Annotated in this window: 23 protein-coding genes and 1 tRNA gene; 15 read left to right on the forward strand and 9 right to left on the reverse strand. The window is 60.0% G+C overall.

Annotated features, from left to right (window positions below; genetic code table 11):
• Positions 1-4 precede the first annotated feature (4 nt).
• The 8 genes from ACR1XV_RS04340 to ACR1XV_RS04375 form a co-directional block, all read right to left on the reverse strand.
• Entirely contained in the window at positions 5-778 is a 774-nt protein-coding gene (locus ACR1XV_RS04340; protein WP_480529100.1) for an ABC transporter ATP-binding protein, read from the reverse strand.
• Positions 775-1,539 carry an ABC transporter ATP-binding protein gene (locus ACR1XV_RS04345; protein WP_480529102.1) on the reverse strand — a complete coding sequence of 255 codons (765 nt, stop codon included), beginning with the start codon at positions 1,537-1,539 and terminating at the stop codon, positions 775-777. The genes ACR1XV_RS04340 and ACR1XV_RS04345 overlap by 4 nt, the downstream gene beginning before the upstream one ends.
• Positions 1,536-2,633, reverse strand: a complete 1,098-nt coding sequence (locus tag ACR1XV_RS04350; protein WP_480529103.1) for a branched-chain amino acid ABC transporter permease — start codon at positions 2,631-2,633, stop codon at positions 1,536-1,538. Before ACR1XV_RS04350 ends, ACR1XV_RS04345 begins: the two co-directional genes overlap by 4 nt.
• A 5-nt stretch (positions 2,634-2,638) precedes the next feature.
• Complete coding sequence (locus ACR1XV_RS04355) at positions 2,639-3,514, reverse strand: branched-chain amino acid ABC transporter permease (protein ID WP_480529105.1); 876 nt, start codon at positions 3,512-3,514, stop codon at positions 2,639-2,641.
• A 42-nt stretch (positions 3,515-3,556) separates the two neighbouring features.
• Positions 3,557-4,585, reverse strand: a complete 1,029-nt coding sequence (locus ACR1XV_RS04360) for a zinc-binding dehydrogenase (protein ID WP_480529107.1) — start codon at positions 4,583-4,585, stop codon at positions 3,557-3,559.
• A 175-nt stretch (positions 4,586-4,760) separates the two neighbouring features.
• The gene (locus ACR1XV_RS04365) at positions 4,761-5,282 is read right to left on the reverse strand and encodes a hypothetical protein (protein WP_480529109.1); all 522 of its coding nucleotides are present in this window, start codon (positions 5,280-5,282) and stop codon (positions 4,761-4,763) included.
• Between the two features lie 237 nt (positions 5,283-5,519).
• Positions 5,520-6,362, reverse strand: a complete 843-nt coding sequence (locus tag ACR1XV_RS04370) for a class I SAM-dependent methyltransferase (protein WP_480529111.1) — start codon at positions 6,360-6,362, stop codon at positions 5,520-5,522.
• Between the two features lie 119 nt (positions 6,363-6,481).
• Positions 6,482-6,571, reverse strand: a tRNA-Ser gene (locus ACR1XV_RS04375).
• 124 nt (positions 6,572-6,695) lie between these two features.
• On the opposite strand from ACR1XV_RS04375, the gene ACR1XV_RS04380 reads away from it, so the two are divergent.
• The 10 genes from ACR1XV_RS04380 (at position 6,696) to ACR1XV_RS04425 (ending at position 14,627) form a co-directional block, all read left to right on the forward strand.
• Positions 6,696-7,529 (forward strand): DUF2059 domain-containing protein, encoded by an 834-nt coding sequence (locus ACR1XV_RS04380; protein WP_480529113.1) that lies wholly within the window; start codon positions 6,696-6,698, stop codon positions 7,527-7,529.
• Positions 7,529-8,335, forward strand: a complete 807-nt coding sequence (locus tag ACR1XV_RS04385; protein WP_480529115.1) for a DUF2059 domain-containing protein — start codon at positions 7,529-7,531, stop codon at positions 8,333-8,335. The genes ACR1XV_RS04380 and ACR1XV_RS04385 overlap by 1 nt, the downstream gene beginning before the upstream one ends.
• A 207-nt stretch (positions 8,336-8,542) precedes the next feature.
• A complete protein-coding gene (locus tag ACR1XV_RS04390; protein ID WP_480529117.1) occupies positions 8,543-9,154 on the forward strand; it encodes a 50S ribosomal protein L21 in 612 nt (203 codons plus the stop codon).
• Between the two features lie 11 nt (positions 9,155-9,165).
• Positions 9,166-9,435 carry a 50S ribosomal protein L27 gene (gene rpmA / locus ACR1XV_RS04395; RefSeq protein WP_039535512.1) on the forward strand — a complete coding sequence of 90 codons (270 nt, stop codon included), beginning with the start codon at positions 9,166-9,168 and terminating at the stop codon, positions 9,433-9,435.
• An 84-nt stretch (positions 9,436-9,519) separates the two neighbouring features.
• Entirely contained in the window at positions 9,520-10,020 is a 501-nt protein-coding gene (locus ACR1XV_RS04400) for a GNAT family N-acetyltransferase (protein WP_480529118.1), read from the forward strand.
• Positions 10,017-10,625 (forward strand): LysE family translocator, encoded by a 609-nt coding sequence (locus ACR1XV_RS04405; protein WP_480529119.1) that lies wholly within the window; start codon positions 10,017-10,019, stop codon positions 10,623-10,625. Before ACR1XV_RS04400 ends, ACR1XV_RS04405 begins: the two co-directional genes overlap by 4 nt.
• Positions 10,622-11,158: a GNAT family N-acetyltransferase gene (locus tag ACR1XV_RS04410; RefSeq protein WP_480529121.1), complete on the forward strand. Its 537-nt coding sequence runs from the start codon at positions 10,622-10,624 to the stop codon at positions 11,156-11,158. Before ACR1XV_RS04405 ends, ACR1XV_RS04410 begins: the two co-directional genes overlap by 4 nt.
• A gap of 38 nt (positions 11,159-11,196) precedes the next feature.
• On the forward strand, positions 11,197-12,231 hold the full coding sequence (gene obgE / locus ACR1XV_RS04415; protein WP_480529123.1) for a GTPase ObgE: 1,035 nt from the start codon (positions 11,197-11,199) through the stop codon (positions 12,229-12,231).
• The gene (gene proB, locus ACR1XV_RS04420; protein ID WP_480529125.1) at positions 12,219-13,325 is read left to right on the forward strand and encodes a glutamate 5-kinase; all 1,107 of its coding nucleotides are present in this window, start codon (positions 12,219-12,221) and stop codon (positions 13,323-13,325) included. The genes obgE and proB overlap by 13 nt, the downstream gene beginning before the upstream one ends.
• A gap of 39 nt (positions 13,326-13,364) precedes the next feature.
• A complete protein-coding gene (locus ACR1XV_RS04425; protein ID WP_480529126.1) occupies positions 13,365-14,627 on the forward strand; it encodes a glutamate-5-semialdehyde dehydrogenase in 1,263 nt (420 codons plus the stop codon).
• Here the strand turns inward: ACR1XV_RS04425 and ACR1XV_RS04430 are convergent.
• On the reverse strand, positions 14,624-15,220 hold the full coding sequence (locus ACR1XV_RS04430) for a histidine phosphotransferase family protein (RefSeq protein WP_480529128.1): 597 nt from the start codon (positions 15,218-15,220) through the stop codon (positions 14,624-14,626). The genes ACR1XV_RS04425 and ACR1XV_RS04430 overlap by 4 nt on opposite strands.
• 42 nt (positions 15,221-15,262) lie before the next feature.
• Between ACR1XV_RS04430 and ACR1XV_RS04435 the strand changes: the two genes are divergently transcribed.
• The 5 genes from ACR1XV_RS04435 (at position 15,263) to tsf (ending at position 19,067) form a co-directional block, all read left to right on the forward strand.
• A complete protein-coding gene (locus tag ACR1XV_RS04435) occupies positions 15,263-15,445 on the forward strand; it encodes a DUF3553 domain-containing protein (protein WP_010440107.1) in 183 nt (60 codons plus the stop codon).
• Positions 15,446-15,550: 105 nt separating this feature from the next.
• Entirely contained in the window at positions 15,551-16,306 is a 756-nt protein-coding gene (gene olsB, locus ACR1XV_RS04440) for an L-ornithine N(alpha)-acyltransferase (protein ID WP_480529130.1), read from the forward strand.
• Entirely contained in the window at positions 16,272-17,147 is an 876-nt protein-coding gene (gene olsA / locus ACR1XV_RS04445; RefSeq protein WP_480529132.1) for a lyso-ornithine lipid O-acyltransferase, read from the forward strand. Before olsB ends, olsA begins: the two co-directional genes overlap by 35 nt.
• Before the next feature lie 167 nt (positions 17,148-17,314).
• On the forward strand, positions 17,315-18,115 hold the full coding sequence (gene rpsB, locus ACR1XV_RS04450) for a 30S ribosomal protein S2 (protein ID WP_480529133.1): 801 nt from the start codon (positions 17,315-17,317) through the stop codon (positions 18,113-18,115).
• Between the two features lie 76 nt (positions 18,116-18,191).
• Entirely contained in the window at positions 18,192-19,067 is an 876-nt protein-coding gene (tsf, locus tag ACR1XV_RS04455; protein ID WP_480529134.1) for a translation elongation factor Ts, read from the forward strand.
• Positions 19,068-19,349 lie beyond the last annotated feature (282 nt).

Consider the following 19,349-nt stretch of genomic DNA (forward strand, 5'->3'; position numbering starts at 1 on the left):
CGGCTCACCTCCACGTCTTCTTGCGCTTCCAGCGGCGGTTCTCCCGCGCGCCTTCTTCCTGAACGCCCAGATAGAAATTCTGGATGTCTTCGGATTGCAGCAGGGTTTCAGCCGCGCCGTCCATGACGATCCGCCCGATCTCCATCACATAACCATGATGGGCCAGTTCCAGTGCGGCGTTGGCGTTCTGTTCCACCAGCATCATCGTCATGTTCTGTTCATCGTTCAGACGTTTGAGGATGCCAAAAATCTCCTGTACAAGCAGCGGAGACAGGCCCAGCGAAGGCTCATCCAGCAGCATGATGCGCGGGTTGGCCATCAGGCCCCGCCCGATCGCCAGCATCTGTTGCTGCCCACCGGATAAGGTTCCGGCCTCTTGGCCGCGGCGTTCTTTCAGCACCGGGAAGTAGGAAAACACCAGATCGCGGTCGTGGTCGATCTGGCCTTTGTCGGATAGCGTATAGGCCCCGAGGCTCAGGTTCTCATCCACGGTCAGCAGCGGAAACACCTCGCGCCCTTCCGGGACATGGACAATGCCTTGCTGTACGACTTTGTGTGGCTCGGACCCCTGAATCTGCTGGCCGTCGAATGTAATGGTCCCTTTTTCGGGGTCCATAACGCCCGAGACGGTCTTCATAAGCGTCGTCTTGCCCGCGCCATTTGCCCCCAGGATCGAGACAATCTGACCTGGGTGCACGTCCAGAGACACGCCGCGAATGGCCATGATTGGGCCATAGAAGCTTTCGACATTGCGGATGCTGAGGATCGGCTGGTTCATGAGGCTTTGCCCAGATAGGCCTCGACCACCGCCGGGTGGGATTGCACCTCAGCCGGGGTTCCCAGCGCCAGCTTTGCGCCGTCGGCCATCGCCAGAACCCGGTCGGAGACGCCCGAGACCAGACCCATATCGTGTTCCACCATCAACACGGTGATCCCCATCTGCCGCCGGATATCGTCGATCCACCAGCGCATATCGGTGGTCTCTTCCACCGAGAGGCCCGAGGCGGGTTCGTCCAGCAACAGCAGTTTCGGATCGGTGGCCAGCGCGCGCGCAACTTCGACCACCTTGCGCACACCGTAAGGCAGGCCCGAGATCATCTTGTCGCGGAACGCCTGCAGGTCGAGGAAACCGATGATCTCTTCAACCTTTTCCCGGTTTTCGATTTCCTGCCTGCGGGCGGCGGGTGCGAACAGGATCTCCGAGATCAGGTTGGTTTTCCGATGCCGGTGTCGCCCGACTAGCAGGTTCTGCAGAACGGTCGCGTGTTCGAACAATTCGATGTTCTGGAAGGTTCGCGCGACACCAAAAGCCGCCACGCCCGAGGGTTTGACCCGCAGCAGGTCGTGCCCATCGAACCGGATCGCCCCGGCGAAAGGATCGTAGAAGCGCGAGATCAGGTTAAAGACCGTCGACTTGCCCGCGCCGTTCGGGCCGACAATGGCGAACACTTCGCCCTGTCGCACATCGAAAGACAGATCATCCACCGCTGTCAGGCCACCGAATTTCAGGGTGACGTTTTCGAACTCCAGCAGGCTCATCTCAGACGCTCCGTCTTGAGATAGGATTTCTGCCGTTTGAACATATCCTTGCGGTAGAACGGAAACAGCTCGAACCAGGTTCGGATTTTCAGCCATCGGCCATAGAGACCCATTGGCTCGAACAGTATGAAGGCGATGAGGATCATGCCGAAGATGCCGAACTCCAAGCCCGGAATCGCCACTGTATTGCCACCGAAAAGCGCACCTGCGTATTCCTTTGAGATCGACAGGAACTGCGGCAGGAACCCGATCACGATTGCACCCAGAAACGCGCCATGGATCGAGCCCAGCCCGCCGATCACGATCATCATCAGCAACTGGATCGAGATCACGACGCTGAATGTCTCGTTGTTGAACGCCCCGGAGAACATCCCCATCAGCGCGCCTGCTAGTCCGGTGACTGCACAAGACAAAGCGAAAGAGATTGTCTTGGTGCGGGCTATGTCCACGCCCATCGCTTGCGCCGAAACCTCGGAATCCCGCACGGCGATAAAGCTGCGACCCAAAGGCGCGCGCAGCAGGTTGATATAGCCCAGCGTCACGATCACGGCGACGGCCAGCACCAGCCAGAAGAACAGATTGGGGGTGGCCCAGCGGTCGACCAAATGGCCGAAGATTTCGACCCCGCCCAGAAATTTGCCCCCGACACCGCCTGTTATGGGTTCAGCCAGCACAATGATGTCGTCCATCAGCACCGACAGCGCCAGAGTGAAGATCGCCAGATAAATGCCGTGTAGGCGCAGGGCAGGGATGGCGACCGTTGCGCCCACGATGCCGGTCAACAGCCCTGCCAGCGGGAAGGCCAGCAGAAAGGGCACCCCCGCCTCAATCAGGATGACATTGGCATAGCAGCCGACAGCCAGAAAAGCCGCGTGGCCCAGACTGGCCTGTCCGGTATGGCCGGTCAGGATCATCAGGCCGAGCCCCGCAATGGCCCAGATCAGGACATTGGTCAGCTCGCCCAGGTAGAAATCATCCAACCACCACGGCGCAGCGGCGACCACCGCGAGAAGGATCAGATAGAGGCCAAGCTGATAGCCGTCCTTCCAAGGGCGGATGTCCTGCATGTAGTTGGTTTTGAACACAATCCGCATGGGCGTCAGACCTTCTTGACCCGCACCTGACTGAACAGCCCGTGCGGTCGAAAGATCAGAACCGCCAGCAACAGAGCATAAGGCGCGATCTGGCTGTATCCGGCGGCGATATAGCGGCTGGCGAAGGGTTCGATGACGCCGACGATCAGCCCTCCGGCCAGTGCGCCGGGCAGGCTGCCGAACCCTCCGATCACCGCAGCCGCGAAGGCCTTGATGCCCAGCAAGCCGGTCGTCGGATCAACGGATCCTTTGGCGGCGAATAAGATCCCGGCAATCCCCGCGACAACGCCGGCCAAGGCCCAGATGAAACCCTGCACACGCTTGACCGGAATACCCATGTAATAGGCCGCCAACTGGTTCTGCGACGCGCCCTGCATCGCAAGCCCCAGCTTGGTCTTGCTGAAGAACACATACAGCCCCCAGGTCAACAGGATGGTCACGACGATGACGGCGACATCCTCCATCCCCAGCACCAGCCCTCCAAACCGCACCTCTTTCCCGGCCAGAGGGTTCTGCAGCGTATGTGGCTCATGCCCCCAGATCAGACCGGCAACAAAGCGGATGACAAAGCCCAAGGCGATGGTCAGGATCACCACAGCGGTCTGGCTTTCACCAAACAGGCGGCGGATGATCAGCCGATCGACCAGATAGCCAAGCGCCCCCATGATCCCCAGCGAGATCGGCAGCGCCAGCCAGAAGGGCAGCCCCATATACTCGGTATTGGTCAGACCGATCGTCACGAACGCGCCCAGCATCATGAAATCGCCCTGCGCGAAATTCACCGCCTCGGTCGCCTTGTAAATCAACACAAAGCCAAGGGCGATCAGGCCGTAGACGCAGCCATTCGCCAGCCCGCTGATCAGCAGCTGTGCGTTATCCAATCTCACCCTCCCTCAGCCGGTTAAGTCCGGCACGTGGTTCTACTATGGCGTGATGATCACCTTTCCGTCACTCTTTTTCAGCGCATCCGCGAGATTTGGCAGCACATCCCGTAGGGAAAGCCGGGCCGAGACGTCGGTTTTCCAGCGGCCATCGGCAAACCGGGCCTGAACTTCGCCGACAAGGCGCATCTGGTCGGCAGGGGGGGTGTCCATCATCCAACGGGTCAGCCAAAAGCCTTCGATCCGCTTGCTCATGAAAATCAGCTGACCCATTTGCGTCAGCCGGGGCAATTCGGTGCTGAGCTTGCCATAACACACCCAACGCGCGCCGTTTGGCATGGCGCAGAACAGTTGCTCGGAGAGTTGGTCCGCCACGGCATCTAGAAAGACGCGCGGTTTCAGGGTCGCGCTGAGATTGCTGAACCTGTCCGAAATGTCCGGATCGCCGGTGACCAGCACCTCAGCAGCCCCGAGCTCTTTCAGAGTTTCCACCGTCTCCGCCCGACGCACCAGTGCGATCGGCTTCAGCCCCAGATCCCGCCCCAGACTGCACATCAGCTTACCCAACTGGCTGGTCGCGGCTGAGACGACAAAAGCCTCTCCGGCATTGCGCGCGATATCGACCATTGCCATTGCGGTCAGGGGGTTCACGATCTGCGCCGCGCCATCTTCGTCCGAGATGTCGGAGCGCAGCGGGATACACATTTGCGCCTGCGTCACCACATATTCGGCCCATGCGCCTGAACCCGCCGCGACAAAGGCAACGCGCTGATCCCGCAAGGCTTCGGCACCAGCGCCCGTTGCGACCACGTCGCCGCAGCCTTCAAACCCCGCCGCCGCGTCCTTGACCCGGGGCTGGCCGTATTCGCCCTTGATAAAGTGAATATCCGACGGGTTGACCGATGCTGCGCGCAACCGGATCAGAACCTGCCCCGGTCCCGGAGCGGGCACCGGCAGTTCGGCCTCGGCCAACCAATCCGAGGCATCTGTCAGAGTTGGCCCCGTCGCGGTTCCCGAATATCCGTCGTGGGTCTGTACTACGGCAAACATGGTATCGGGCAGAGCGGTCATCGGGCCATCCTTTGTTATGTGAACTGTGCTGCGGAAGTCGCTGACAAGGCGCTGGAATTCCAAGGCGCACATGGCCTGAAGCAACCAAAAAACGGCGATAGCGTCAATCGGACAGGCCCGTAACGTGGCGGAACTGAAGGGGGCCAACCAACGCAGGCCAGCCCCCAGCGACCGTTCATTGCTGCGATAGCAACGTCCGCAGTTCCTGTATCTTGACCGCGATGGTCTCGGGCGCGGCCTTGATGTCATCGAGGATCTGAATGACCTGTGTTTTGACATCCTGCGCCAGCGCGCTGTCCTGCACCGACTGCATCATGGCGTCATAGTCAAAGTTCTGGGCGGTCAGCATTCCGTCCTGCACCCAGCCATTCAGTAACTCCTGCCCTTGCGCGGCAAGGGCTGCAACCTGATCTCCCGCCTCCGTGGCGGTATTTGCGGCCTGATCGGCAACCGAAGATGCGGCCTCGCTGGCCTGGTCGCTAAGCGAAGATGCCGCTTCCGAGGCCTGCTCGGTCGCCGCATTTACGGCTTCAGTTGCGGCTTCCTGCGCGGCAGAGGCGGCCTCACCCAGCGCGTCACTTGCGTCTTCGGCTGCGGCTTGCAGCTTTTCTGCCGGGGTGGGTTCGGGTTTGGTTGCGTAATAATAAGCGCCTCCGCCGATGGCGGCGATGGCAACGATAAGCAATAGACGTGACATGACTGTCTCCTTCAAATGATCTGTCGCCGAGATGGGCTGAAAATAGACCGCCGCAAAGGGGAAAACCCGTGAAATTTCAGCACAATCCGGGTTTGAGCCGCTGTACGCTGATGACGGGTGATTCAGGTGGCGGGTTCATGCCGTCACTGGGCTTTGGTGTCGGTTTTCAGACCGGGGGGACTTGAAAACGCCATTGCTCAGCACGGCTGATTGTGTGCCTCAGCCCGCGCAATCAGGTCAGCGTTTTTTTGCAGCAACCGCAAATTCGGGATGCTGCGCCGAAAACGGCTGCCCACAGACATCCTGATAGCTATTCGTTACCGCAAAGCCGCTCTCGGCCAGTTCGCTGGTCAGGCTGTCCGGGCTGAAATACTGCAGCCAGTTATACACGGTTTCCTGCCTGCCGCTTTCGGTGAAGATCGAGTATTTGTCCAGCACGACGGCCTCGGCATCGTATTTGAATGTGTTCACAAAGCAGTAGTAGTCTTCCTCGCACCAGAAGTGGTCGAGTTGGTTGCGTTCGTAAGAACTGATTTCTTCGCGGGTTTCGAAGGCCGCCATCGAATACACGTCCAGCACCAGCGCGCCGTCGTCACGAAGACAGTCGTGCACTCTGGCCAAGAGCGTTCTCCGCTGAGGTCGACTGAGGGCGCAGAAATCACACATGATCAACGTGACAAGATCGAAGCGTTCCGCAGGCGCGAACTCAAGGTAATTCGCTTGCACATAATTGATGTTCAGCCCGTCGCGTTCGGCCTGATCGCGTGCATGCCGCAAAGAGCTTTGCGAAATATCTAAACTGGTCACCTGCGCGCCCGTCGCGGCGAAGCGAGAGGTATAAAGCCCCGGCCCGCAACCGAAATCACAGACGGCCTTGCCCGCGTCCAACTGAAAGCGTTCGGCGAACCAATTGGCGGATCGGTCAATGAACTCATGGTTGCGCGATGCAAGATCCAGAGTTTCGTTCAGATGAAACGCTAACATCTGCCGGGCGCGATAGGCATCAGCCCAAAGCGCATCAACAGTGTTATGGCCAAAAACCGCCGGCCTTTCGTTTATCGCCTCAAGCTGCTGAAACATAAGTCTAACCTCCGTCAAGGTATCCACGCGGAACAGGACAAGCCGCTTCGACGCCTTCATGTGCTGGATAGAATGGATCAAGTCTAGCAGACCGCCTGAGGATCGATACAGCGGCAAAGTGGCGGAGAGACAGGGATTCGAACCCTGGGTGGGCTTGCACCCACAACGGTTTTCGAGACCGCCCCGTTCGACCACTCCGGCACCTCTCCGCGGGGGTCTGGTGAGGGGGGGATTTAGTGGGGAACGCGCAGGGGTGCAAGCAGAAAATTCCTGAATTCGACGTTGCCGAGATTTTCCATTGCCAGTGCGCGGAAAACACCTAGGCTGATGGGTATGACCTATCATCTGCGCCGCTTCGCCCTTTGTCTTGTTCTGCCGCTAATGGCTCTTGCCCCGCCGTCCGAGGCCGCAAGTCGAGATCGGATCGAGGCCTTTCTGACCACGACCGGCTTTGACGTCGCGTTGGAGAGCATTGCGCTGGCCTCGGCTTCGGCGCCAGACATGCTGGGGATCGACGCGGACGGGTTCGGATCGGACTGGGTGCGTCTGACCGAAGAGGTGTTCGATACCGAAGAGATGCACGAAACAGCGGTCTCGATCCTGGAACAGACCCTCAGCGATGAGGCGCTGACCCACGCGGTCGAGTTCTATGCCTCGGACCTTGGCCAACGGCTGGTCGTTGCCGAAAACGCGGCGCATATGGACGAGGATGATGCGGCCAAGCAGCAGCAGGGGCAGGCGATCGTGTCCGAGCTGATCAAGGACGGCTCGGGCCGTGTTGAAAGCCTCAAGCGGATGAACCGCGCGGTCGATGCAAGCGACACCTCGCTGCGGGCCTTGCAGGAGATTCAGGTGCGATTTCTGCTGGCTGCCAGCGCGTCGGGGGTTATCGAGTTGCAAATGAACGGCGATGAGCTGCGCGAGGTGATGCGGCGGAATGAAGGCGACATGCGCCGGTCCCTGCAACTCTCGGCGCTGGCCGGATCGGCGTTTACCTATCAGGCTTTCTCTGACGAAGAGGTCATGGCCTATGTCGAGGCTCTGGAACAACCCCTGATGCAAGAGGTCTATGAATTGCTGAACGCCATTCAGTACGAGATCATGGCCATGCGGTTTGAGGTTCTGGCCGCGCGGATGGCCGAACTGCGCCCGGCGCAGGATATCTGATGCGTATGCTGGCCGCTGCGGCGGCGCTGCTGCTATGGGTCGGCCCGCTGGCGGCGGGCGAGCAGGTCGAGCGCCTGATGCGGGCCATGCAGGTGTCGGACTTCATGGGTATCCTCAGCGAGGAAGGGTTGACACAGGCGCGCGGAATGAATGACACGCTGCTTGGTGGGGCAGGTGGTTCGTATTTTCAGGCCCAGGTCGAGGCCTTGTATGATCCCGATACGATGCAGACGCAGTTGTCCCGATCGGTTGAAAGCAACATGACCGAGGCTCAGCTAGAGCAGGCGGCGATCTTTTTCGAAAGCACATTGGGGCAGACGATTGTGTCGCTGGAAAACTCGGCCCGCCAGGCGTTGTCGGACGAGGCGATCGAGGAAATCGCGCGCGCATCCTACGCGCAGGCCGACCGGGGTACACCGTTCTTTCGGCTGGTGGACGAATACGTTCAGGTCAATGATCTGATCGAAAAGAACGTGCAGGGCTCGCTGAGCGCCGATTTCAACTTCTATCGCGGGCTTGCGTCGGGGCAGGGGGAATTCGCAGACGAACAAGTGCTGCTTGAAGAACTGTTGTCGCAGCGCGATGAAACTCGGGCCGAGACGACGGAATGGATGTATTCCTTTCTGTTGATGGCGTATCAGCCGCTGACCGACGCGCAGATGCGCGAGAATATCGCGTTTTCGCGCACGGATGCGGGGCGGGCGCTGAATAATGCCCTTTTCGAAGGGTTTGACGAGGTGATCGACGACATCTCGTTCCAACTGGGCGCGGCCGTTGCGCAGGCAATGCGGGCCTCGGATTTGTGACCCGCGAATTGGGTTGACTTTACCCCCGAATGTTTGGATAAGCGCGCATCCCGGCCGGAATCTCCGCGCCGGGTCTCGTTATTATTGACCCGTCGGGCTGATCCGTTGGGTTATCACACAGCCCAAAAAGGGCGCGCTGTTCGAGGTGGCGAAAGCCAGCAACACCCATACGGGGACCACAGAACGCGGCTGGAAAAGGAAAGACGCATGTTTGCGGTCCTCAAGACTGGCGGCAAGCAGTACAAGGTTCAGGCGGGCGACGTGCTCCGCGTTGAAAAACTGGCTGCCGACGCAGGTGAAAAAGTTCAATTCAACGATGTTCTGATGCTGGGCGGTGACGCTCCGGTTGTTGGCGCACCTTTCGTTGAAGGCGCAGGCGTACAGGCCGAAGTGATCGAACAGATCAAAGGTGACAAGGTCATCAAATTCGTCAAGCGCCGTCGTAAGCACAGCTCGAAGCGTACCGTTGGCCACCGTCAGAAGCTGACTCTGGTCAAAATCACCGACATCCTGTCGTCGGGCGCTGACAAGTCGGGCATCAAAGCTGCAACCGGATCTGCTCCGGCTGGCGAAGCGGCACCTGCTGCAAAGCCTGCCAAGAAAGCAGAAGCCAAAGCAGAGGCACCCGCCGCTGCTGCCGCTGACGATCTGACCAAGCTGAACGGTGTCGGCCCTGCCGCTGCCAAAAAGCTGGCTGAGGCCGGTATCGAGAGCTTTGCCGCTCTGGCCGCCTTGTCGGACGAGCAGATTGCTGCTATCGACACCATCAAAGTGAAGCCCGAATGGGTTGAGCAAGCCAAAGAGCTGGCTCAAGGCTAAGGAGAGAGAGAATGGCACATAAAAAAGCTGGCGGTTCCTCCCGTAACGGTCGCGACTCAGCGGGTCGCCGCCTTGGCGTGAAACTGTATGGTGGCCAGGCGGCCATCGCAGGCAACATCATCGTACGTCAGCGCGGCACCAAGTTCTGGCCGGGCGAAGGCGTAGGCATGGGCAAAGATCACACCATCTTTGCAACCACCGATGGCGCCGTGAAGTTCCACAAGGGACTCAAAAACCGCACCTTCATTTCGGTCCTGCCAGTGGCGGAGGCCGCAGAGTAAGCCGAGACCCAGAAGGTTTAATAAAAAATTCATGGGGGACCGGCAGAAAATGCCGGTCCCTTTTTCGTTTTCAGGAGCGGTCCCATGACCGAAATCATTCATACAGAACGTCTTGTGTTGCGCAGGTTCCGGGGTGCAGATTCATCGCGTCTGGTCACGCTGCTGAATGACATGGACGTGGTGCGCTGGCTGACGGTTGTTCCGCATCCCTATGCCCCTGAACATTCTGCCGCGTTTATCGACACGATGGCGGATGAGCATGATGCATTTGCGATCACCAAAGACGGTGCATTGATCGGCTGTATATCGACGGGCAGTCAGTTGGGTTATTGGGTTGAAAAATCCTCGTGGGGGCAGGGATATGTGTCCGAGGCCGCCCGGGCGATGGTCTCGCGGTATTTCCAATCGGACGCGCAGGCGCTGACGTCGGGTTATCATGCTGGCAACGTGCGGTCCGCGGCGGTTCTGACCCGGCTGGGGTTCACGCCAGACGGGCAACATCGGGCAACGGTGTGCTCGACCAACGAAGACGTGATCGTTCAGGACATGCTGCTGACACGCGACAGGTGGGAGGCGCTGCAATGACCGTCGCAACCACCAGTTTCCTGATCTTTGCCGCCAGCCAGGTCGGCACGCCGGGACCGGCCAATATGGTCCTGCTGGGCACCGGTGCGCGCTATGGCTTTCGGGCGGCGCTACCTTTTGTGGCGGGTGTGGTGCTGGGCAAGCAGCTGATCATCTGGCCCGTAGGTTTCGGCCTGATGCAGGTGGCCGAGCAGGCTCCGCTGGCGTTTGAAGTGCTGAAATACGCCTCGGTCGTGTATATATGCTGGTTGGCGTGGAAGATCGCCAATCTGCGCTTGTCGCGCGGCACGGTTGAGGGCGATGCGCCCGGGTTCTGGGCCGGTCTGATCGTTCACCCGCTGAACCCAAAGGCCTGGGCCATGATCATCGCCGGATTCACCGGTTTTGTCGCGGCGGGGACGTCGAGTTTTGAGGCGACGCTCACGATCGCTCTCTGTTTGTTGTTTTGCCAGATGGTGTTGCACCCGATCTGGACGCTTGCCGGGGACCGGATCGCCCATGCGGTTGAAGGTCGCCCCATAGAAAAATATCTGATGTGGACTTTGGCGGGCCTTACCGTCGCGTCCGTATTTTTCGTGTTGTTCGTAGGAGGAACGCACTCATGAAACTTGAGACGATAATCAATCAGCCGGTCATCGAAACCGAGCGGTTCGATCTGCGCCCCCTGCGCCGGTCGGATATGGGTCTCATCGAACATTATGCAGGCGATGAGCGCGTGGCGCGTATGACCACTCGGATTCCACACCCGTTGCCACCCGGCTCGATCGACGCGTTCGTAACCCGCTCGATGGCCGAAGACCGGGACGAGGATGTCTGGGCTATGGATGCCACAAAGGAAGGCGGGCCCGAATTGATTGGTCTGATCTCGCTGACCCGGCTGGATCGCAATCAGTCTGAGGTCGGCTATTGGGTGGCTCCGGTCTATTGGAATACCGGTATCGCGTCGCTTGCGGCTGAGACGCTGGTAAACGCAAACCCGCTTGAGAATGCGACCATGTTCGCAAGTGTCTTTCAGGACAACCCGGCCTCGGCCCGGGTGCTGACCCATTGCGGGTTTCAGTATCTTGGCGATGCCGAGACATATTCGGTGGCGCGCGATGCGAATGTGCCCACCTGGACCTATACAAAGAAACTCTGACTTGTGGCCGATGGGGCCTTTGCAGTAGGGGACAGACCATGAAATTTCTCGATCTTGCAAAGGTCTACATCCGGTCCGGGGCCGGAGGTGGCGGCTGCGTCAGCTTCCGACGCGAAAAATACATCGAATACGGCGGACCCGATGGCGGGGACGGCGGCAAAGGCGGGTCTGTCTGGGCCGAGGTCGTGGACGGGCTGAACACCCTGATCGACTTCCGCTATCAGCAGCACTTCTTCGCCAAGAACGGCCAGCCTGGTCGCGGTCAGCAGCGCACCGGTAAGGATGGTGACGACATCATCCTGCGCGTACCGGTGGGCACCGAGATTCTGGACGAAGACGAAGAGACCGTCATCTGCGACCTGACCGAGGTTGGTCAGCGGGTATTGCTGGCCAAGGGCGGCAACGGTGGCTTCGGCAACCTGCATTTCAAATCCGCCACCAATCAGGCCCCGCGCCGCGCCAATCCGGGGCAGGCGGGTATTGATCGGACCATCTGGCTGCGGCTGAAACTAATCGCCGATGTGGGCCTGTTGGGTATGCCCAACGCGGGCAAGTCGACCTTTCTGGCGGCCACGTCGAATGCAAGACCCAAGATCGCCGACTACCCGTTCACCACGCTGCACCCAAATCTGGGCGTCGTCGGTGTCGACAACGTGGAATTCGTTGTGGCCGACATTCCCGGCCTGATCGAAGGCGCGCACGAAGGGCGCGGCATCGGTGACCGGTTTCTGGGTCATGTCGAACGCTGCGCGGTTCTGCTGCATCTGGTCGATGGTACGTCGGACACGGTGGCCGAGGACTATCGCACCATCATCCATGAACTCGAAGCCTACGGCGGAGAGCTGGCGGAAAAGCCGCGCATCACCGTTCTGAACAAGGTCGACGCGCTGGATGATGAGGAACGTGATCTGGCCAAGGCCGAACTGGAGGAAGCCGTCGGCGGCCCCGTCATGACCATGTCCGGCGTTGCTCATCTGGGTGTGACCGAGGTGCTGCGCGCCTTACGGGCACAGATCGACGAAAACCGCCTGCGCCAAAAACCCACCGAGGAGGCCGCGCCTTGGCAACCCTGACCCAGGCCCGCCGTCTGGTGGTCAAGATCGGGTCGGCCCTTCTGGTCGACCGGAATACGGGATTGCTCAGGTCGGACTGGCTGAAATCGCTGGCGCAGGACGTGGCCTGGCTGAAAGGGCAGGGCACGGATGTCGTGCTGGTCTCGTCCGGGTCAATCGCCTTGGGGCGCGGCGTGTTGGATCTACCGATGCAGAACCTGCCTTTGGAACAGTCTCAGGCCGCCGCGGCGGTCGGTCAAATCAGGCTGGCCAGAGCCTATGAGGAGGCTCTGACGCCGCATGAGATCAAAACTGCGCAGGTGCTGGTCACGCTGGAGGACAGCGCGGACCGACGGAGATATCTGAATTCACGCGCGACGCTGGAAACCCTGCTGGGGCTTGGTGTCGTTCCGATTGTCAACGAAAACGATACAGTCGCCACGGATGAGATCCGGTATGGCGACAATGACCGGCTGGCGGCGCAGATTGCCGTGACCATTGGGGCGGATCAATTGATCCTGTTGTCTGACGTGGATGGGTTCTATTCCGGCAACCCCAACGAGGACGCAACCGCCACCCGGTACGAGGTGATCGAACAGATCACGCCCGAGATCGAGGCGATGGCGGGCGATGCGGGTTCGGGGCTGTCCAAGGGCGGGATGAAGACTAAACTGCTGGCGGCAAAGATGGCCACGGCTGCGGGATGCGACATGGCGATCACCGAAGGGTCGCCTTTGAACCCGCTGAAACTGCTTGAAAACGGCGCGAATTGTACTTGGTTCACGGCGACACTTGATCCACATGCGGCCCGCAAACGCTGGATCTCGGCCATGAAACCGCGTGGAGAGATTGTGATCGATGATGGTGCCGCGAAAGCGCTTTCCAATGGCAAAAGCCTGCTGCCTGCTGGCATAGTCGAGGTCACGGGTGATTTTGGCCGCGGCGATCCGGTGGCCATTCTGGACCCGCAGGCGCGCTGGCTGGCGCAAGGGCTCAGCCGCTACACCGCGCAGGAAGCGGACGCGATCAAAGGGCGGAAATCGTCTGAGATCGAGGCGACGTTGGGCTATCCGGGCCGTGCGGCTTTGATCCACCGGGACGATCTGGCGCTGTGAGGGCGCGACCTGATACACTGAGACCGAAAGGCGCATGAGATGAAGGATTTCGACAACATTCCCGCAATGATGGCCGACCTTGGTGCGCGCGCCAAAGCGGCCTCGGCCGAGCTTGCCTTTGCCAGTGCCGAACGCAAACATGCCGCGCTGATCGCTACTGCCGACGCGGTCTGGAACAACCGTGCGGACATCATTGAGGCCAACCAAAAAGACCTCGAGTTCGGGCGCGAGAAGGGCCTGAGCCCTGCGATGATGGATCGCCTCATGCTGGATGAAGCGCGTGTTCAGAGCATGGTCGACGGGCTGCGCGCCGTCGCCGATCAGGCCGATCCTGTGGGCGAGGTCATCGCGGAATGGGACATGCCCTCGGGCCTGAATATCCAACGTGTCCGCACCCCGCTGGGTGTGATCGGCGTGATCTATGAAAGCCGTCCCAACGTGACCGCGGATGCGGGGGCGCTGTGCCTGAAATCCGGCAATGCGGTCATCCTGCGCGGCGGGTCCGAGAGCTTTCATTCCTCAACAGCGATCCATGCCTGTCTAGTTGAGGGGTTGAAGGCCGCCAACCTGCCCGAGGACTCCATCCAGCTGGTGCCGACCCGTGATCGCGCGGCGGTGCAGGAATTGCTGACGATGACCGACTATGTCGACGTCATCGTCCCCCGTGGCGGCAAAGGTCTGGTGGGGCTGGTGCAGCGCGAGGCCCGTGTGCCGGTCTTCGCGCATCTGGAAGGCATCGTGCATATCTATGTCGACAAGGCCGCTGACCCTCAGAAAACGCTGGACGTGGTGCTGAACGCCAAGACCCGGCGCACAGGTATCTGTGGTGCGGCGGAATGCCTGCTGATCCATCAGGATGTGGCCGAAACCTTAGGCCGTGATCTGGTCGCCGCGCTTCAGACCGCCGGTGTTGAAGTACATGCCGAGGGTGTGTTGGCGGGCGAAAATACCATCCCCGCCACGGCTGAGGATTGGGGCAAGGAGTATCTCGACAGCGTCATCGCGGCGCGACCCGTCGCGGATATCGATGCCGCGATTGCGCATATCCGCAAGTATGGTTCGAACCACACCGATTGCATCATGACCGAAGATACTGCCGCCGCCGCGCGGTTCTTTGAACGGCTGGACAGTGCGATCCTGATGCACAACGCCTCGACCCAGTTCGCCGATGGTCGAGAGTTCGGCATGGGTGCCGAGATCGGCATCGCCACCGGCAAGATGCATGCGCGTGGTCCGGTCGGGGCCGCTCAGCTGACCAGTTTCAAATATCTGGTGCGCGGCAACGGTACGACCCGCGCCTAAAACCGCAGGGTAACGCGGGTTGCGGTGGTTTCTGCCGCGACCTTGCGGCCCATCGCTACAGCTGTTTCGGCCAGCAGCGCAAACTGCACCTGCGCCGGGCTGAGTTTTTCACTGAAACGCCCGGTCGCGACGCCTTTCCACAGGTTGCTGTCGACGTTCAGCCTGTCGGCCACGCCCGTCACGGTCCAGCCGCCGCCTTGTGCGCTGATCTCGACCTCACCGCCCAAAGGCATCGCGCTTTCGCAACACATCATCGCCAGAAAGGCCAGCTTGACCTGATTGCGCGGCACCGCATCGGTCAGGTTCCAGTTGACCCGGACCCGGCCCGCACGTTCAACGTCGCGCAAAAGCTCGGTTATCTCGGCCCGTCCCAACGGCTGATCGCTGGCCGATCCAAAGGCCACGCGAAAGAACCGGATACGCGCACCGGCGCTGCCGACGCTGCCCGAGATCAACTCCATCTCGGGACCCTGCGCAGCGCCCACCATTTCCAGCAGCTCAAGCCCGTTGGTGATGGCCCCGATCGGGCTGATCAGATCGTGACAGATTCGCGACCCGATCAGCTCGGCCAGGTTGACGTCTGTTGCACCCATGCGTACCTCCTGCTGCATCTGCCGCAGGACCCGGAGCCCAATATGACAGATCTGAATGCCATTCTTGCACCGGGCATGTATGTCCGCCACCCCGATTTCCCCGATTGGGGCGTTGGACAGGTGCAGTCCAATATCGGCGGCAAGATCACCGTTAACTTTCGCGAGCAGGGGAAAGTGGTGATCGACGGGACACGCATAGCCCTGATGCCGGTCTTTGATCCGTGAAACTGGTTTAGGAATGGTTAACAACCGGGGCGAAATGCGCGCTTGTTGCCTTTCGCCGCGCAAACGCGCTATCAGCGCGCAACAGGAACAACGGACACAGTTCTGATGCCGGACGCAGGCCGCTCATTCACCGTAAAACTCGCCGAGACCGAGGCGGAATTGCACGCCGCTCAGCGGCTGCGGTACGATGTCTTCGTGCGCGAACTGGGCGGTGGTGGAGAGATGGTGGACCACGAAGCCGGGCTCGAAAAAGATCGGTTCGATCCCTATTTCGACCATATGATCGCGTGCGACGACGCAACGGGCGACGTAATCGGCGTCTATCGGTTGCTGCCCGGCGATCGGGCGGCCGAAGTGGGGCAGTTCTATTCCGAAGACGAATACGATCTGACCGTTCTGAAGCAAAGCGGTCGTAAGTTGCTGGAACTTGGACGTTCTTGCGTGCACCCGAATTACCGTGGCGGCACCGCGATGTACCACCTGTGGAACGGGCTCGCGGCCTATGTGGCCGAGCGCGGGATCGAGGTTCTGTTTGGCGTCGCCAGCTTTCACGGCACGGACGTGCAGGCTCTGGCGCAGCCGCTGTCGATGCTGCATCACAACCATCTGGCCCCGCCTGATCTGAGAGTACGGGCGCAGCCGGATGTTTTTGAACCCATGGACCTGTTGGAACCGGATGCGCTGGACCGGCGCGCGGCCATGGTGGAGGTGCCATCGCTGATCAAGGCCTACTTGCGGCTGGGCGGTTTCGTGGGCGAGGGGGCCTTTATCGATCATGCCTTCAATACCACCGATGTGTGCCTCATCCTCGATACCGCCCGCATGAATGAACGCCAGCGGCGTATCTATAGTGGGACGTAATCCCGTGGCCGACCCTTCGTGGCAAAGCGATGATGCGCCCGATCCGATCACGCTTGGCCCGATCGGCTGGTTGCTTGTGGTTCTGCGCGGTGTGCCGCTGGCCATTCTGGTCTCTGGCGGGCTGATAATTCTGCTGACCATCCGCCTGATCGAGCGCCCTGTGTTCGGGGTGCAGCGCCCGGTTACGCCGTTCATCACTCAGTTTGTCTGCCGCAATGCGTTCAGAATCCTTGGGATCGGCTTTCGCACGTCGGGAGAGTTGATGCAGCAACGTGGGGCTGTCGTGGCCAACCATACCTCGTGGTTGGACATATTTGCGCTGAATGCGCGCAAGCGGGTGTATTTCGTCTCGAAAGCCGAAGTGGCGAAATGGCCGGGGATCGGATGGCTGGCTCGGGCGACGGGGACTGTGTTTATCGAACGTAATCCCAAGAAGGCGCGCGAGCAGACGCGGATTTTCGAGACCCGCTTGAAAGCGGGACACAAGCTGCTGTTTTTCCCCGAAGGCACATCGACCGACGGCTTGCGCGTTTTGCCATTTAAAACAACGCTTTTTGCCGCATTCTTCACAGATGAGCTGCGTGATCTCATGTATGTCCAGCCCGTCTCGGCGGTTTTTCATGCGCCGAGGGGACAGCCGGATCGCTTTTACGGCTGGTGGGGCGATATGGAGTTCGGGCCACATTTGCTAAAGACGCTGGGCGCGCGCAGGCAGGGGCGGGTCGAGTTGATCTATCACGCCCCGGCCAAGGTCAGTGACTTTGAAAACCGCAAGGCGCTGGCGGCCCATTGCGAACAGGCTGTGCGCCACGCACATTCCTTGGCGCGGCTTGAAAAATAAGGGCATTGGCCCTTGCACCGTCGTCAAACCTGCCGTATACGCGCGCCATTCAAACCCGCAGGCGGGGTTTGGGCTGTATAGGGGAGACATCCTTATCTGGCCCGCCGGTTGGAGCATCCGCTTCTTTCACCCCCGCCGAGGCGTAAACCGGAAAAGGAAAGTAAAGCATGGCTCTTCCCGAGTTCACCATGCGTCAGCTGTTGGAAGCTGGCGTTCACTTTGGTCACCAGACACAGCGTTGGAATCCCCGCATGGGCCCGTTCATCTACGGCTCGCGCAATGGTATCCACATCATGGACCTGACCCAGACCGTTCCGATGCTGGATCAGGCGCTGCAGGCCGTTCGTGACACCGTTGCAAAAGGTGGCCGCGTTCTGTTCGTCGGTACCAAGCGTCAGGCGGCGCAGCCGATCGCAGAAGCGGCTGAAAAGTCAGCTCAGTACTTCATGAACCACCGCTGGCTGGGCGGCACCCTGACCAACTGGAAAACCGTTTCCCAGTCGATCAACCGTCTGAACCAGATCGACGAAGCAATGGAATCGGGCGCCGAGGGCCTGACCAAGAAAGAGCGTCTGGGCATGGAGCGTGACCAGCAGAAGCTGCAGGCCTCGCTGGGCGGTATCCGCGAGATGGGCGGCGTTCCTGACCTGCTGTTCGTCATCGACGTCAAGAAAGAAGCACTGGCAATTGCCGAAGCCAACAAACTGGGTATCCCGGTTGTGGCTGTTGTCGACACCAACTGCTCGCCCGACGGCGTAGACTACATCATCCCCGGCAATGACGACGCAGCCCGCGCCATCGCCCTGTATTGCGATCTGGCCGCACGTGCCGCTCTGGACGGCATGACCGCTCAGATGGGTGCTGCTGGCGTTGACCTGGGTGCTTTCGAAGAAGCGCCGGTTGAGGAAGTGGTTGCTGAAGACGCACCTGCAGAAGAAGCCGCGCCGGAAGCCAAAGCCGAAGCGTAAGCTGCCCGTCACGTAATTGACATATGGGGCAGGGTAGACCTGCCCCAAATCCGTTTGAATTGAGGAGAGCCTAAAGATGGCAATCACAGCAGCAATGGTGAAAGAACTGCGCGACTCGACCGGCGCAGGCATGATGGACGCGAAAAAAGCGCTGACCGAAACCGGTGGCAACATGGACGAGGCCGTTGACTGGCTGCGCACCAAAGGTCTGGCCAAAGCAGCCAAGAAATCGGGCCGTACCGCAGCCGAAGGCCTGGTAGCCGTTCACGTCAATGGCGGCAACGGTGTTGCTGTCGAAGTGAACTCGGAAACCGACTTTGTTGCGAAGAACGCTGAGTTCCAGGAAATGGTAGGCAAGATCGCCTATGCAGCGGAGGGTGTCGATGATGTCGAGGCCCTGCTGGCGGCTGATCTCGGTGGCAAGAGCGTTGCCGACACCCTGACCGACAAGATCGCCACCATCGGTGAAAACATGTCGGTGCGCCGCATGGCTAAACTGTCGGGCGACACCGTTGTGTCCTACGTCCACAACGCGGCCACCAACGGCATGGGCAAGATCGGCGTTCTGGTTGCTCTGTCTGGCGGCGACGAAGCGATCGGCAAGCAGGTTGCGATGCACATTGCAGCTGTGAACCCGGCGGCCTTGTCCGAGGCGGACATGGACCCGGCGGTTGTCGAAAAAGAAAAGCAGGTTCAGATGGACATCGCCCGCGAATCCGGCAAGCCGGAGCAGGTGATCGAAAAGATGATCGAAGGCCGCATGAAGAAATTCGTGGCGGAAGCGACGCTTCTGAATCAGTCCTTCGTTGTGAATCCCGACCTGACCGTTGAAGCAGCGGCCAAAGAAGCAGGTGCTACCATCACAGGCTTTATCCGTCTGGAAGTTGGCGAAGGCATCGTGGTCGAAAAAGAAGACTTCGCTGCCGAGGTTGCCAAGGCCGCACAAGGCTAAGGCAAAACCGCCGCTGAAAAACAAAGAGCCCGGTTGCCGCGCGCAGCCGGGTTTTTTCTTGTCGAACAAACATTTAGCGATGCGCCGAAGTGCATTCGGGACTTCTATTTGATGGGGTTGGGATTGAGGGGCCCCGCATGATGGGGATGGACAGGGCCCCTCAAAAATTCCAACAGATCGACGCGGACGAATAGGCGCCATTCAGTCAGAGCGATCAGAGAGCTTTGTTATTGCAAAGGTCCGATCAAAATGTTCCCTGGCTAAAGCCACCACTCACGGAAC

The sequence above is a fragment of the Ruegeria sp. AD2(2025) genome (genome assembly GCF_056542385.1).

Bases quoted from the DNA above. Each gene is read 5' to 3' on its own strand.
- rpmA (WP_039535512.1), top strand. From the start codon at position 9,166: ATGGCACATAAAAAAGCTGGCGGTTCCTCCCGTAACGGTCGCGACTCA.
- ACR1XV_RS04360 (WP_480529107.1), bottom strand. From the start codon at position 4,585: ATGACCGCTCTGCCCGATACCATGTTTGCCGTAGTACAGACCCACGAC.
- ACR1XV_RS04410 (WP_480529121.1), top strand. From the start codon at position 10,622: ATGAAACTTGAGACGATAATCAATCAGCCGGTCATCGAAACCGAGCGG.
- ACR1XV_RS04405 (WP_480529119.1), top strand. From the start codon at position 10,017: ATGACCGTCGCAACCACCAGTTTCCTGATCTTTGCCGCCAGCCAGGTC.
- obgE (WP_480529123.1), top strand. From the start codon at position 11,197: ATGAAATTTCTCGATCTTGCAAAGGTCTACATCCGGTCCGGGGCCGGA.
- ACR1XV_RS04380 (WP_480529113.1), top strand. From the start codon at position 6,696: ATGACCTATCATCTGCGCCGCTTCGCCCTTTGTCTTGTTCTGCCGCTA.
- ACR1XV_RS04425 (WP_480529126.1), top strand. From the start codon at position 13,365: ATGAAGGATTTCGACAACATTCCCGCAATGATGGCCGACCTTGGTGCG.
- olsB (WP_480529130.1), top strand. From the start codon at position 15,551: ATGCCGGACGCAGGCCGCTCATTCACCGTAAAACTCGCCGAGACCGAG.
- ACR1XV_RS04365 (WP_480529109.1), bottom strand. From the start codon at position 5,282: ATGTCACGTCTATTGCTTATCGTTGCCATCGCCGCCATCGGCGGAGGC.
- ACR1XV_RS04385 (WP_480529115.1), top strand. From the start codon at position 7,529: ATGCGTATGCTGGCCGCTGCGGCGGCGCTGCTGCTATGGGTCGGCCCG.
- ACR1XV_RS04340 (WP_480529100.1), bottom strand. From the start codon at position 778: ATGAACCAGCCGATCCTCAGCATCCGCAATGTCGAAAGCTTCTATGGC.
- tsf (WP_480529134.1), top strand. From the start codon at position 18,192: ATGGCAATCACAGCAGCAATGGTGAAAGAACTGCGCGACTCGACCGGC.
- ACR1XV_RS04370 (WP_480529111.1), bottom strand. From the start codon at position 6,362: ATGTTTCAGCAGCTTGAGGCGATAAACGAAAGGCCGGCGGTTTTTGGC.
- ACR1XV_RS04435 (WP_010440107.1), top strand. From the start codon at position 15,263: ATGACAGATCTGAATGCCATTCTTGCACCGGGCATGTATGTCCGCCAC.
- ACR1XV_RS04345 (WP_480529102.1), bottom strand. From the start codon at position 1,539: ATGAGCCTGCTGGAGTTCGAAAACGTCACCCTGAAATTCGGTGGCCTG.
- ACR1XV_RS04350 (WP_480529103.1), bottom strand. From the start codon at position 2,633: ATGCGGATTGTGTTCAAAACCAACTACATGCAGGACATCCGCCCTTGG.
- olsA (WP_480529132.1), top strand. From the start codon at position 16,272: ATGAACGCCAGCGGCGTATCTATAGTGGGACGTAATCCCGTGGCCGAC.
- rpsB (WP_480529133.1), top strand. From the start codon at position 17,315: ATGGCTCTTCCCGAGTTCACCATGCGTCAGCTGTTGGAAGCTGGCGTT.
- ACR1XV_RS04430 (WP_480529128.1), bottom strand. From the start codon at position 15,220: ATGGGTGCAACAGACGTCAACCTGGCCGAGCTGATCGGGTCGCGAATC.
- ACR1XV_RS04390 (WP_480529117.1), top strand. From the start codon at position 8,543: ATGTTTGCGGTCCTCAAGACTGGCGGCAAGCAGTACAAGGTTCAGGCG.
- ACR1XV_RS04400 (WP_480529118.1), top strand. From the start codon at position 9,520: ATGACCGAAATCATTCATACAGAACGTCTTGTGTTGCGCAGGTTCCGG.